The sequence below is a fragment of the Pseudomonas tructae genome, from assembly GCF_004214895.1.
GTDB classification, from domain to species: domain Bacteria; phylum Pseudomonadota; class Gammaproteobacteria; order Pseudomonadales; family Pseudomonadaceae; genus Aquipseudomonas; species Aquipseudomonas tructae.
This window is the reverse complement of the sequence record NZ_CP035952.1, coordinates 4,782,338-4,794,932: the sequence shown is the minus strand read 5'-3', so window position 1 is coordinate 4,794,932 and position 12,595 is coordinate 4,782,338. Positions and strand designations below refer to the sequence as shown.

Here is a 12,595-nt window from a genome sequence, read left to right as displayed (position 1 = left end):
ACTCCGCGCCATTGAACGCGACGCAAAGGAGAGAGATCGATGCGTGTGCTGCTCGTCGAAGACCATCTGCAACTGGCCGAGAGCGTGGCCCAGGCCCTGAAAAGCACTGGCCTGACCGTGGATGTGCTGCATGATGGCGTGGCCGCCGACCTGGCCTTGGCCAGCGAGGAATATGCTGTGGCGGTGCTCGATGTCGGCCTGCCGCGCATGGACGGCTTCGAGGTGCTGGCGCGCTTGCGTGGCCGTGGCAAGACCGTGCCGGTGTTGATGCTGACCGCACGCAGCGACGTCAAGGACCGGGTCCATGGCCTGAACCTTGGGGCCGACGATTACCTGGCCAAGCCGTTCGAACTGACCGAACTGGAAGCGCGGGTCAAAGCCTTGCTGCGCCGCAGCGTACTTGGCGGCGAGCGCCAGCAGCGTTGTGGGCCGCTGGTCTACGACCTCGATACCCGGCGTTTTGCCCTCGGTGAGGAATTGCTGACCCTGACCTCCCGCGAACAGGCCGTGCTCGAAGCCCTGGTCGCCCGGCCCGGGCGGGTTATGAGCAAGGAGCAGCTGGCCGCCCAGGTGTTTGGCCTGGATGAAGAGGCCAGTGCCGACGCCATCGAAATCTATGTGCACCGCCTGCGCAAGAAGCTCGATGGCCATGCCGTGGCCATCGTCACTTTCCGGGGGCTCGGGTACCTGCTCGAGCATAAAGATGCGTGACAGCGGCAGCCTGCGCGGGCGCCTGCTGTGGAACCTGGCGATCCTGCTGGTGGTGCTGATGCTGGCCAGCGGCCTGAGCGCCTACTGGAACGGTCGCGAGGCCGCCGACACGGCCTACGACCGCACCCTGCTGGCCTCGGCGCGGACCATCGCCGCCGGCTTGTCGCAACGCGACGGGACCCTCAGCGCCGACGTGCCCTACGTGGCCCTGGATACCTTCGCCTACGACAGCGCCGGGCGCATTTACTACCAGGTCAACGACATTCACCAGCGGCTGATCTCCGGCTACGAAAACCTGCCGGCGCCGCCGCCCAATACCCCGCGCACGGACGATTACCCAGCCCTGGCGCGTTTCTACAACGCCCGTTACCTGGGCCAGGATGTACGTGTGGTCAGCCTGCTCAAGGCGGTGAGCGAGCCGAACATGAACGGCATGGCCGAAATTCGCGTGGCCGAAACCGAGGAGGCGCGGGTGCGCATGGCCCGCAGCCTGATGGCCGATACCTTGCTGCGCCTGGGGATGCTTGCCCTGGGGGCCTTGATGCTGGTGTGGTTTGCCGTGAGTGCCGCGCTGCGCCCGCTGGAGCGCCTGCGCAGCGCCGTGGAGGAGCGTCAGCCCGATGACCTGCGGGCCTTGCCGCAGGTAGAGGTGCAACGCGAGCTGAGTCCGCTGGTGCGTGCCTTGAACCACTTCACCGAACGCCTGCGTGGCCAGTTCGAGCGTCAGGCGCAGTTCATTGCCGAGGCCGCCCATGAACTGCGTACGCCGCTGGCGGCGCTCAAGGCGCGGGTCGAGCTGGGGTTGCGCTCCAATGAACCGCAGGTCTGGCGCGAGACCCTGGAGTCTGCTGCACAGGGCACCGACCGCCTGACCCACCTGGCCAATCAGTTGCTGTCGTTGGCGCGGGTCGAGAACGGTGCCCGGGCGATTGCCGAGGGCGGCGCGCAGGTGCTTGACCTCAGCCAGCTGGCGCGTGAGCTGGGCATGGCCATGGCACCACTGGCGCACGCCCACGGTGTCGCCCTGGCGCTGGAGGCCGAGGTGCCGGTGTGGGTGCGCGGCGAGCCGACTTTGCTCAATGAGTTGCTCAACAACCTGGTGGACAACGCCCTGGCCCACACGCCCAAGGGCGGCAATGTGATTCTGCGGGTCAGCGCACCGGGGATTCTCGAGGTGGAAGACGACGGCCCGGGCATTCCTGAAAGCGAACGGGAAAAGGTCTTCGAGCGATTCTACCGCCGCGGCGCGCAAGGCACCGGCCTGGGGTTGGCGATTGTCGGCGAGATCTGCCGCGCGCACCTGGTGCAGATCAGTTTGCATGATGGTGAACGCGGCGGTTTGAAGGTACGGGTCAGCTTCAGCGCTGACTAGCGGAACATCGCCTTGGCATTGAGCAGATCGCTGGCCTGCAGTTCGGTGCCGGTGGGCAGGCCGAGGTGGCGGTAGGCGGGCAGGGCGGCCAGTGGCCGTTCCTTGCTGTTGCTGCAGAGCACCTGGGCGATCTGCACGATATCGACGTAATCGACACTCTCGGTGCGACGGTCCAGGTCCTGGATCTGCCCGGGCAGGTACACCAGTTGTTCGGGAAAATCCCAGACGCGCAGGATTTTGTCACCCAGCTTGGGGTGGATCTGCTCGATCACGTAGTTCAGGCTGACCGGATCGGCCAGCAACTCGTTGTGTTCCTCGGCATACAACAGGACCGGCAGTACGCCAATCTGGTGAACCAGCCCGGCCAGTGCTGCCTGGTCGGGCTTGAGCTTGGTGAAGTTCAGACACAGCTCATAGCTGATACCGGCCACTTCCAGGCTTTTCGCCCAGATATCGCGCATCTTCTGCTCGACGACATCGGAGCGGGCATGGAAGATCTGCTCGATCACCAGGCCAATCGCCAGGTTGCAGCTGTAGTTGATGCCCAGGCGGGTGATGGCTGTGTGCAGGTCAGTGACTTCGCTGGCAGCACGCAGCAAGGGGCTGTTGACCACCTTGATCAGGCGGGCGGACAGCGCCGCGTCGCGACCGATGACCTTGCTCAGGGCGCTGACGCTGATCTCACTGTCTTCGGCCGCTTCGCGGATGCTCAGGGCTACTTCCGGCAAGGTCGGCAGTACCAGGTCATCGTTGTCGATGGCACTTAGCAGTTGGGCCTGGATCGTCTCGGCCATCTTGTTCATGGTGATTCTCTACCGCAATTGAAGAGTGCCCCACCCGTGCCGGGCGCAAGCAGGCTCAGCGCTGGATTTCGCGATCGCGGTCCAGTTCGTAAGGAAGTGTCAGCAGTGTCAGGCGCGGGCCTTCGGGGCTGCCCAGATGCAGGTTGTTATCTTCCACGGCATCGGCGGTGAGCACTGCCAGCAGTTCGCAGCCCTGTTCGCTGCGGGCGGCCAGCACTACTTCACCCACGGATGAGCCATGGGTCGGCGAGAACACTTCAGTGCCCGGCGCAGGCAGCGTGTCGTCGGCCAGGGCCACGCGGTACTGGCGGCGCTTGAGCTTGCCCAGGTATTGCATGCGCGCAACGATTTCCTGGCCGGTGTAGCAACCTTTCTTGAAACTCACGCCGCCGACGGCCTGCAGGTTGATCATCTGCGGGATGAACAACTCGCGGGTCTGCGCCATGACCTGGCCGATGCCAGCGCGAATCTGGCCGAGCAGCCAGTCATTGAGCTCGGCTTTGGCCAGCGAGGAGGCCAGTTGGGTTTGTACCGCTTCGGCCTGCTCGGCAGGTACCCACAACTCGATCCGGGCGGGCGATACCGCGATGGCGATCAGGCCGTTGTGACGGGTCACCGCGTCGGGTTGCGCTGGCACTTCCAGGCCCAGGGTCGGCAGGACTGCTTCGCCGTTGTGCAAGCCCAGGCGCACCCAGGCGGTGCTGTCGTCGGTCAGCTTGGCCTTGGAGAACACCGCGTACTTCTTGAGATCGGCCAGCTGTGGCTCAAGCAGTTCGTGGGCCATCGCCAACAGGTAGCCATCACCCTCGGGAAGAATGCGAAAGCTCGACTGCATGCGGCCCTTGACCATGCAACGGGCGCCGAGGCTGGCGGTATGCTCGTTGAGGTAACTGATGTTGCAGGTCAACTGGCCTTGCAGGAACTTGCCGGCGTCCGAGCCGCGTACGGCGAGAACGCCTTCATGGGAAAGGGTGCAGAAAAAAGCGGAATCGGCCATGGTTGATCGCAAGATGATAAGACTGGGGCTCATGATAGAGCGCTGTTGGCAAAATAGGTAGTTGAGCGCGGGCCTCTGTCATTATTTGCTCACATGTCCGGACCAACGTCGTGTGCCCCTCGGCCGCTGGCTCTGTATACTGGCGGCCTATTTTAGGAGGGCTTCATGGTCGAACAAACTGAACTCAACCGGCTCTTTTGGCATAGCCGCCGTGGCATGCTCGAGCTCGATGTCTTGCTGGTCCCGTTCAGCGCGGAGGTCTACCCGACCCTGAGCGAAGCCGATCGCGAGCTGTACAAGCGCTTGTTGAGCTGCGAAGACCAAGACATGTTCGGCTGGTTCATGGAGCGTAGCGAGTCCGAAGACCCGGAGCTGCAACGCATGGTTCGCATTATTCTGGACCGTGTCCAGCCCAAGTGAACGCTTCGAATGTCACTGGCAGGGCTCAAGGGCCCTGCTGGTGGCGTACCTCTCCAGCCAGTTGCTGGCCTTGCTGGCCCTGAGCCTGCTGCAACTGCCCTTGTGGTTGTGCCTGGCGGCCATCGCCCTGTGCCTGCTGCACGGCGCCTGGATTATCCCCCGGCGTATTCTGCTGACGCATCCCAATGCCATTACTGCACTGCGCCGCGATGCCCTCGGTTGGCAGTTGTTCAGTCGCGGCCAGGGCTGGCAGCCGGTGCGATTGAAACCCGACAGCCTGGCCCTGCCAGGTTTGGTGGTGCTGCGTTTTCGCCGGCCCGCAGGGTGTTTGAGCGAAGGCCAGTGCATTGCCTTCGATGCGTTGGAGCCGGTGCAGCACCGACGCCTGCGCGTGCGCCTGAAGTTCAGTCGGCGTAGGTGGGTGGCTGCAGGATAGTGTCGCAGGCCTCACTGAGCATGCTCGGATAATCCAGGGTGTAGTGAAGGCCCCGGCTTTCCTTGCGCTGCATGGCCGAACGGATCATCAGTTCGGCCACCTGGGCGAGGTTGCGCAACTCGATCAGGTCGCGGCTGACCTTGTAGTTACTGTAGAACTCGTCGATTTCGTCAAGCAACAGGCGCACCCGGTGCTCGGCACGCTGCAGGCGCTTGTTGGTGCGCACAATGCCGACGTAGTCCCACATGAAGCGCCGCAACTCGTCCCAGTTGTGGGCGATGATCACGTCTTCGTCAGAGTCGGTGACCTGGCTTGCATCCCAACAGGGCAGCGCCTGGGGCATTTCGACCTGGTCGAGACGGGCGACTATGTCGTTGGCAGCCGAGCGCCCGTATACAAAACATTCGAGCAGCGAGTTGCTGGCCATGCGATTGGCGCCGTGCAGGCCGGTAAAGCTGGTTTCGCCAATGGCATACAGGCCCGGTACGTCGGTCAGGCCCTGCTCGTCGACCATCACCCCGCCGCAGGTGTAGTGAGCGGCTGGCACCACCGGGATCGGCTGGCGGGTGATGTCGATGCCGAAGGTCAGGCAGCGTTCATAAACGGTGGGGAAGTGGCTTTTGACGAACTCGGCCGGTTTGTGGCTGATGTCCAGGTAGACGCAGTCGACCCCCAGGCGCTTCATCTCATGGTCGATGGCGCGGGCGACGATATCGCGTGGGGCCAGTTCTTCGCGCGGGTCGAAACGCGGCATGAAGCGTTCGCCATTGGGCAGCTTGAGCAGGCCGCCTTCGCCACGCAGGGCTTCGGTAATCAAGAAACTCTTGGCCTGGGGGTGGTACAGGCAGGTCGGGTGGAACTGGTTGAATTCAAGGTTGGCCACCCGGCAACCAGCGCGCCAGGCCATGGCGATGCCATCGCCGCAAGCACCGTCGGGGTTACTGGTGTACAAGTAGACTTTGGCCGCGCCACCGGTGGCCAGCACGGTGAAGCGGGCGCCGAAGGTGTCGACTTCGCCGCTGTTGCGGTCCAGCACATAAGCGCCCAGGCAGCGATCGCCGTCAAGACCCAGGCGCCGCTCGGTGATCAGGTCGACCGCCACCCGCTGCTCCAGCAGCTCGATATTGGGCCGCAACCGCGCTTGGGCCAGCAGGGTGGTGAATATTGCCGCGCCCGTGGCATCGGCGGCGTGGATGATGCGCCGATGGCTGTGGCCGCCTTCGCGGGTCAGGTGGAACTCGAAGCCGCTTTCTTCATCGCCGGCGTGTTCGTCGCGGGTGAAGGGCACGCCCTGGTCGATCAGCCACTGAATCGACTCACGGCTATGCTCTACGGTGAAGCGCACAGCGTCTTCATGGCACAGCCCGCCACCGGCATTGAGGGTGTCTTCGACGTGGGATTGCACCGTGTCGGTATCGTCCAGCACCGCGGCCACGCCGCCCTGGGCCCAGAACGTCGAGCCGTTGGCGAGGTCGCCCTTGCTGAGCACGGCGATGCGCAGGTGGCCGGGGAGGGTCAGGGCCAGGCTGAGGCCGGCGGCACCGCTGCCGATCACGAGAACATCATGTTGGAATTGTTGGCTCATGTCAGGACACTAGTATCTGAAGGGGGGGATCGGCACAATAGTCAGGCGCTTATGGCATTGTGAAACTATCGTGAATCTGGGCCGGCTGCCTTTATAACAGCCCCAAGGCCCTGATTTCCAATGGCGCTTGTGCAGTCTTGGTGGCCTTTTGTGGGAACTTTCCGTGATGCACGGATATCCATAGAAGGATGCCCGCACGCCACAAATGCCGCGGCGACGCACGGCAGGCGCCCGTTGGAGGCACTGTTTGCGTATTCGAGACCCGATTATCGACGCAGCCGGCCGTGACCGTGCTGCGTTTTTCGTGCGAGCCGACCAAGGGCCGCAGGAAACTTGCTTGGAGGGGAGAACTTTTGCGAAAAGCCCGAGTCTATGGTTGCAAGCCTGAACGGTGGCATTTGCAACGCTCCTTCGAGTTCACTGAGGAGTATTCATGCTAACCCAGGAAGAGGATCAGCAGCTTGTCGAGCGCGTGCAGCGTGGCGACAGGCGAGCGTTCGATCTGTTGGTGCTGAAGTATCAGCACAAGATTCTCGGGTTGATCGTGCGTTTTGTTCACGACACCCATGAAGCCCAGGATGTTGCGCAGGAAGCTTTCATCAAGGCTTACCGCGCGCTTGGTAATTTTCGCGGAGACAGCGCTTTTTATACCTGGCTGTACCGCATTGCCATCAACACGGCAAAGAACTATCTGGTATCCCGCGGTCGGCGGCCACCGGACAGCGATGTAAGTTCCGAGGATGCGGAATTTTACGACGGCGATCATGGCCTCAAGGATCTGGAGTCCCCCGAGCGCGCGTTGTTGCGAGATGAGATCGAAGGCACCGTCCATCGGACCATCCAGCAACTGCCAGAAGATTTACGTACGGCGTTAACTTTACGTGAATTCGATGGTCTGAGTTACGAGGACATTGCGAGCGTCATGCAGTGTCCGGTGGGTACCGTGCGCTCTCGAATCTTCCGCGCTCGGGAGGCCATAGACAAAGCCCTGCAGCCGTTGTTGCAGGAAACCTGAGACAGCGGCGACAGCCAAGAGAGGAACCGCCATGAGTCGTGAAGCTTTGCAGGAATCGCTGTCCGCGGTGATGGATAACGAAGCGGACGAGCTGGAGTTACGTCGGGTATTGAATGCCGTCGACGACCCTGAAACCCGTGCCACCTGGTCGCGTTACCAGGTTGCCCGTGCAGCGATGCACAAGGAATTGGTACTGCCACAGCTGGATATCGCATCGGCCGTATCCGCAGCGCTGGCCGACGAAGCCGCACCCGCCAAGGTCTCCCGTGGCCCGTGGCGCAGCCTTGGCCGCCTGGCCGTCGCCGCTTCGGTGACCGTCGCGGTGCTGGCCGGTGTGCGCCTGTACAACCAGGATGAAATCAGCGGTGCCCAGCTGGCCGCCCAGCAACCGGCACAGCAAGGCCTGAGCCTGCCACAAGCGCAAGGCCCGGCCGTATTGGCAGGCTATAGTGAAAGTGCAGAACAGCCAGGCCCGATGGCCAATGGCGTGCTGCAAGGGCAAACCGGCTGGCACGACCAGCGTCTGCCTGGCTACCTGCGCCAGCATGCTCAGGAAGCAGCCCTCAAAGGAACCGAGAGCGCTCTGCCGTACGCACGTGCAGCCAGCCTGGAAAATCGTTAAGTAAGGAGGATCATGCGCGCGCTACCTCTCATACCGCTGCTGCTGGGTAGCTGGTTGACGGTGCCGGCCCTTGCCGCCAACTCCTCTCCGGAGGCAGGTGACTGGCTCAAGCGTCTGGCCCAGGCCGAGCAACAGCAGAGTTATCAGGGTACTTTCGTTTACGAGCGTAACGGTAGCTTCTCCACCCACGACATCTGGCATCGCGTCCAGAGCGGCAAAGTCAGCGAGCGGTTGTTGCAGCTCGATGGTTCTGCCCAGGAAGTCGTGCGTGTCGATGGGCGCACCCAGTGCGTGAGCGGAGCCCTGGAAGCGGGAGTGGCCAATACGCCGGAGCCTACGGCGCGAGTGCTTGATCCTTTGAAACTGATGAGCTGGTACGACCTCGGGGTCGCCGGCAAATCCAGGGTGGCAGACCGCGCAGCGGTGATCGTCACCCTGACCCCGCGTGATCAACACCGTTATGCCTTCGAGTTGCACCTGGATCGTGAGACCGGGTTGCCGCTCAAATCGCTGATGCTCGATGACAAGGGGCGTTTGCTTGAGCGCTTCCAGTTCACTCGGCTGGATACTGCCCAGGCGCCAGACGATAACGACCTCAAGGGCAGCCCTGGCTGCAAGTCGCTCTCACAGGTAGCGGCGCAATCAGCACAACCAGTCACAGACTGGCGTTCGGATTGGCTGCCGCCGGGTTTCGAGTTGGTGACGAGCTCCGTGCGCAAGGACTCGCAGAACAAGAGCACCGTCAGCAGCTTGATGTACGACGATGGCCTGGCGCGTTTCTCGGTGTTCGTCGAAGCCCTGGATAAAGGTACTGCAGCTGACATCCGCACCCAGCTTGGCCCGACCGTGGCCGTCTCGCGGCGCTTGACCACGCCCAGGGGCGAAATGATGGTCACCGTAGTCGGCGAGATCCCCATCGGCACCGCCGAACGCATTGCGCTGTCCATGCGCGCCCAGGATGCTCAGGCAAAGAAATGAGACGCCGGCAATGAAGCTGACAGTGCGAGGATTGCTTGGCTGACATGATTGGCAAGCTTTGCAATTTGCAAAAACTCCAGATTTTTTCTATAGGTCAGTCCTTTCGGGGGCTGGCCTTTCCTGCTTCTGCAGGTCCCTACTGCTAACCACGCTCGTTGTGACGGGAGCCGTATGTCAATACCACGCTTGAAAACCTACCTATCGATGTTCGCCGCCGTGTTCATGCTCGGTCAGGTGCTCACCGCCCAGGCCGAAGCCCTGCCGGATTTCACCACCCTGGTCGAGCAGGCCTCGCCTGCTGTAGTGAACATCAGTACCAAGCAGAAACTGCCGGACCGCAAGTACGCCGCCGGGCAAATGCCCGACCTCGAAGGCCTGCCGCCGATGTTCCGTGAGTTCTTCGAGCGCAATATGCCGCAGACCCCGCGCTCGCCGCGCGGTGATCGTCAGCGTGAGGCGCAATCGCTGGGTTCGGGTTTCATCATCTCCAGTGATGGCTACGTGCTGACCAACAACCACGTGGTCGCCGACGCCGACGAAATCATCGTCCGCCTGTCGGACCGCAGCGAGTTGCAGGCCAAACTGGTCGGCACCGACCCGCGCACTGACGTCGCCCTGCTCAAGGTCGAAGGCAAGGACCTGCCGACCGTCAAGCTAGGCGATTCGGAGAAACTCAAGGTAGGTGAGTGGGTGCTGGCTATCGGTTCGCCGTTCGGCTTCGATCATTCGGTGACCAAAGGCATTGTCAGTGCCAAGGGCCGTACCTTGCCTAACGACACCTATGTACCGTTCATCCAGACTGACGTGGCCATCAACCCGGGTAACTCCGGTGGCCCACTGTTCAACATGAACGGCGAGGTAGTGGGTATCAACTCGCAGATCTTCACCCGTTCCGGCGGCTTCATGGGCCTGTCGTTCGCCATCCCGATCGACGTAGCCCTGGATGTTTCCAACCAACTGAAAAAAGACGGCAAGGTCAGCCGTGGCTGGCTGGGCGTGGTGATTCAGGAGGTCAACAAGGACCTGGCTGAATCGTTCGGCCTCGATAAACCGGCCGGTGCCCTGGTCGCCCAGGTTCTGGAAGACGGCCCGGCGGCCAAGGGTGGCTTGCAGGTGGGTGACGTGATCCTGAGCATGAACGGTCAGCCGATTGTCATGTCTGCCGACTTGCCACACCTGATTGGCAGTCTGAAGGATGGTGCCAAGGCCAAGCTGGACATCATCCGTAGTGGCAAGCGGCAGTCGCTGGACATCACCATTGGTGCACTGCCGGATGACGACGCCGAAATCGCCAGCAACCTCACTGGCGGCGTCGAGCGCAGCAGCAACCGTCTGGGTGTGTCGGTGTCCGATCTGACTGCAGAGCAGAAGAAAACCCTTGAGCTCAAGGGCGGCGTGGTCATCAAGGAAGTCCAGGATGGTCCGGCGGCGCTGATCGGCCTGCGTCCGGGTGATGTCATCAGCCACCTGAACAACCAGGCGATCCTCTCGGCCAAGCAGTTCACTGAAATCGCCAAGGAACTGCCGAAGAACCGTTCGGTGTCCATGCGTGTCCTGCGTCAGGGGCGTGCCAGCTTCATCACCTTCAAACTGGCTGAGTAAGCCGGGTTGAGCAAAAAAGGCAGCCTAGGCTGCCTTTTTTTGAGCTGTAGGAGCGGGCTTGCCCCGCGATTGCATTCTGTCAGCCACATCGCATCGCGGGGCAAGCCCGCTCTTACCCTCGGTGGTGATGGAAACTTATCCTGCGGTCGTAGTGCCCACAGTTCACGTGACGCCAACGTCAAGCTTCAGGTACAATTCCCGGCTATTTTTCGGTGGGCGTCCGGCCCGCAGCCTTTTTGAGTGTTGACCCGTGAGTGATTTGAGTCATATCCGCAATTTCTCCATCATCGCCCACATTGACCATGGCAAGTCGACCCTGGCCGACCGCTTCATTCAAATGTGCGGTGGCTTGTCTGCGCGTGAGATGGAAGCCCAGGTACTCGATTCCATGGACCTGGAGCGTGAGCGCGGTATCACCATCAAAGCCCACAGCGTCACCTTGCACTACAAGGCGCAGGACGGCAAAACCTACCAGCTGAACTTCATTGACACCCCGGGCCACGTCGACTTCACCTACGAAGTCAGCCGTTCCCTGGCGGCTTGTGAAGGTGCCTTGCTGGTGGTCGATGCCGGCCAGGGCGTCGAAGCCCAGTCGGTCGCCAACTGCTACACCGCCATCGAGCAGGGCCTTGAGGTCATGCCGGTGTTGAACAAAATGGACCTGCCCCAGGCCGACCCGGACAAGGTCAAGGACGAGATCGAGAAGATCATCGGCATCGACGCTACCGACGCCGTGGCCTGCAGTGCCAAGAGCGGCATGGGCGTGGACGAGGTGCTCGAGCGCCTGGTGCACACCATCCCAGCCCCTACCGGTGACATCGAGGCGCCCCTGCAGGCGCTGATCATCGATTCCTGGTTCGACAACTACCTGGGCGTCGTCTCCCTGGTGCGTGTACGTCACGGCCGGGTGAAGAAGGGCGACAAGATCCTGGTCAAGTCCACCGGCAAGATCCACCTGGTCGACAGCGTCGGTGTGTTCACCCCCAAACATACCCAGACCGCCGACCTCAAGGCCGGCGAAGTAGGCTTCATCATTGCCAGCATCAAGGACATTCACGGTGCGCCAGTGGGCGATACCCTGACCCTGAGCACGACCCCCGAGGTCGAGGTGCTGCCAGGCTTCAAACGCATTCAGCCGCAGGTTTATGCCGGCTTGTTCCCCGTCAGTTCCGAAGATTTCGAAGATTTTCGTGATGCATTGCAGAAGCTGACCCTGAACGACTCGTCGCTGCAATATCTGCCGGAAAGCTCCGATGCCCTGGGCTTCGGCTTCCGTTGCGGCTTCCTCGGCATGCTGCACATGGAGATCATCCAGGAGCGCCTGGAGCGCGAATACGACCTGGACCTGATCACCACTGCGCCAAGCGTAATCTTCGAGGTCAAGCTCAAGACCGGCGAAACCATCTACGTCGACAACCCGTCGAAGTTGCCGGATGTCTCGTCGGTCGAAGACTTCCGCGAGCCGATCGTTTCGGCGACTATCCTGGTGCCTCAGGAGCACCTGGGTAACGTCATTACCCTGTGCATCGAGAAACGCGGCGTGCAACGCGACATGCAGTTCCTCGGCTCGCAGGTGCAAGTGCGCTACGATCTGCCGATGAACGAAGTGGTCCTGGACTTCTTCGACCGCCTGAAGTCCACCAGCCGCGGCTATGCTTCGCTGGACTACCATTTCGACCGCTACCAGTCGGCTAACCTGGTCAAGCTCGACGTACTGATCAACGGTGACAAGGTCGACGCCCTGGCGCTGATCGTGCACCGCGACAATGCGCACTACAAGGGCCGCGCATTGACCGAGAAGATGAAGGAACTGATTCCTCGGCAGATGTTCGATGTGGCAATCCAGGCCGCCATTGGCGGGCAGATTGTTGCGCGTACCACTGTCAAGGCGCTCAGAAAGAACGTGCTGGCCAAATGCTACGGTGGCGACGTGAGCCGTAAGCGCAAGCTGTTGGAGAAGCAGAAGGCCGGTAAGAAACGCATGAAGCAGGTCGGTAACGTGGAGATTCCACAGGAAGCCTTCCTCGCCGTGCTCAGGTTGGATAGTTAGGTCC

At 61.8% G+C, this 12,595-nt stretch carries 12 protein-coding genes; 9 read left to right on the top strand and 3 right to left on the bottom strand.

Annotated elements, in window-relative coordinates:
- Window positions 1–39 precede the first annotated feature (39 nt).
- Both EXN22_RS21920 and EXN22_RS21915 read left to right on the top strand, forming a co-directional pair.
- Window positions 40–711 (top strand): response regulator, encoded by a 672-nt coding sequence (locus EXN22_RS21920; RefSeq protein ID WP_130266025.1) that lies wholly within the window; start codon window positions 40–42, stop codon window positions 709–711.
- Complete coding sequence (locus tag EXN22_RS21915) at window positions 704–2,083, top strand: sensor histidine kinase (protein WP_130266024.1); 1,380 nt, start codon at window positions 704–706, stop codon at window positions 2,081–2,083. Before EXN22_RS21920 ends, EXN22_RS21915 begins: the two co-directional genes overlap by 8 nt.
- On the opposite strand, the gene EXN22_RS21910 is transcribed toward EXN22_RS21915, so the two are convergent.
- Window positions 2,080–2,886 (bottom strand): HDOD domain-containing protein, encoded by an 807-nt coding sequence (locus EXN22_RS21910; protein ID WP_130266023.1) that lies wholly within the window; start codon window positions 2,884–2,886, stop codon window positions 2,080–2,082. The genes EXN22_RS21915 and EXN22_RS21910 overlap by 4 nt on opposite strands.
- A 55-nt stretch (window positions 2,887–2,941) precedes the next feature.
- Complete coding sequence (gene ygfZ, locus EXN22_RS21905; RefSeq protein ID WP_130266022.1) at window positions 2,942–3,883, bottom strand: CAF17-like 4Fe-4S cluster assembly/insertion protein YgfZ; 942 nt, start codon at window positions 3,881–3,883, stop codon at window positions 2,942–2,944.
- A 165-nt stretch (window positions 3,884–4,048) separates the two neighbouring features.
- Here ygfZ and EXN22_RS21900 point away from each other — a divergent pair, with 165 nt between their 5' ends.
- Entirely contained in the window at window positions 4,049–4,303 is a 255-nt protein-coding gene (locus EXN22_RS21900; protein WP_038607607.1) for an FAD assembly factor SdhE, read from the top strand.
- On the top strand, window positions 4,287–4,739 hold the full coding sequence (locus tag EXN22_RS21895) for a protein YgfX (RefSeq protein ID WP_130266021.1): 453 nt from the start codon (window positions 4,287–4,289) through the stop codon (window positions 4,737–4,739). Before EXN22_RS21900 ends, EXN22_RS21895 begins: the two co-directional genes overlap by 17 nt.
- Here the strand turns inward: EXN22_RS21895 and nadB are convergent.
- Window positions 4,708–6,324 (bottom strand): L-aspartate oxidase, encoded by a 1,617-nt coding sequence (gene nadB, locus EXN22_RS21890; protein ID WP_130266020.1) that lies wholly within the window; start codon window positions 6,322–6,324, stop codon window positions 4,708–4,710. The two genes, EXN22_RS21895 and nadB, sit on opposite strands and share 32 nt — an antisense overlap.
- A gap of 433 nt (window positions 6,325–6,757) precedes the next feature.
- Between nadB and rpoE the strand changes: the two genes are divergently transcribed.
- The 5 genes from rpoE to lepA all read left to right on the top strand — a co-directional run bounded on the left by rpoE (window position 6,758) and on the right by lepA (window position 12,591).
- Window positions 6,758–7,339 carry an RNA polymerase sigma factor RpoE gene (rpoE, locus tag EXN22_RS21885; protein ID WP_010220971.1) on the top strand — a complete coding sequence of 194 codons (582 nt, stop codon included), beginning with the start codon at window positions 6,758–6,760 and terminating at the stop codon, window positions 7,337–7,339.
- Window positions 7,340–7,370: 31 nt separating this feature from the next.
- Entirely contained in the window at window positions 7,371–7,961 is a 591-nt protein-coding gene (locus EXN22_RS21880; RefSeq protein WP_038999040.1) for an RseA family anti-sigma factor, read from the top strand.
- A 12-nt stretch (window positions 7,962–7,973) separates the two neighbouring features.
- A complete protein-coding gene (locus EXN22_RS21875) occupies window positions 7,974–8,939 on the top strand; it encodes a MucB/RseB C-terminal domain-containing protein (RefSeq protein WP_130266019.1) in 966 nt (321 codons plus the stop codon).
- A 204-nt stretch (window positions 8,940–9,143) separates the two neighbouring features.
- Window positions 9,144–10,541: a DegQ family serine endoprotease gene (locus EXN22_RS21870; RefSeq protein WP_165392288.1), complete on the top strand. Its 1,398-nt coding sequence runs from the start codon at window positions 9,144–9,146 to the stop codon at window positions 10,539–10,541.
- 250 nt (window positions 10,542–10,791) lie between these two features.
- Window positions 10,792–12,591, top strand: a complete 1,800-nt coding sequence (gene lepA / locus EXN22_RS21865; RefSeq protein WP_130266017.1) for a translation elongation factor 4 — start codon at window positions 10,792–10,794, stop codon at window positions 12,589–12,591.
- Window positions 12,592–12,595: the final 4 nt, after the last annotated feature.

What these genes read in the sequence shown, in the direction of transcription:
- EXN22_RS21880 (WP_038999040.1), top strand. Translation starts at nt 7,371, where the DNA reads ATGAGTCGTGAAGCTTTGCAGGAATCGCTGTCCGCGGTGATGGATAAC.
- EXN22_RS21875 (WP_130266019.1), top strand. Translation starts at nt 7,974, where the DNA reads ATGCGCGCGCTACCTCTCATACCGCTGCTGCTGGGTAGCTGGTTGACG.
- nadB (WP_130266020.1), bottom strand. Translation starts at nt 6,324, where the DNA reads ATGAGCCAACAATTCCAACATGATGTTCTCGTGATCGGCAGCGGTGCC.
- EXN22_RS21915 (WP_130266024.1), top strand. Translation starts at nt 704, where the DNA reads ATGCGTGACAGCGGCAGCCTGCGCGGGCGCCTGCTGTGGAACCTGGCG.
- rpoE (WP_010220971.1), top strand. Translation starts at nt 6,758, where the DNA reads ATGCTAACCCAGGAAGAGGATCAGCAGCTTGTCGAGCGCGTGCAGCGT.
- EXN22_RS21910 (WP_130266023.1), bottom strand. Translation starts at nt 2,886, where the DNA reads ATGAACAAGATGGCCGAGACGATCCAGGCCCAACTGCTAAGTGCCATC.
- ygfZ (WP_130266022.1), bottom strand. Translation starts at nt 3,883, where the DNA reads ATGGCCGATTCCGCTTTTTTCTGCACCCTTTCCCATGAAGGCGTTCTC.
- EXN22_RS21870 (WP_165392288.1), top strand. Translation starts at nt 9,144, where the DNA reads ATGTTCGCCGCCGTGTTCATGCTCGGTCAGGTGCTCACCGCCCAGGCC.
- EXN22_RS21900 (WP_038607607.1), top strand. Translation starts at nt 4,049, where the DNA reads ATGGTCGAACAAACTGAACTCAACCGGCTCTTTTGGCATAGCCGCCGT.
- EXN22_RS21920 (WP_130266025.1), top strand. Translation starts at nt 40, where the DNA reads ATGCGTGTGCTGCTCGTCGAAGACCATCTGCAACTGGCCGAGAGCGTG.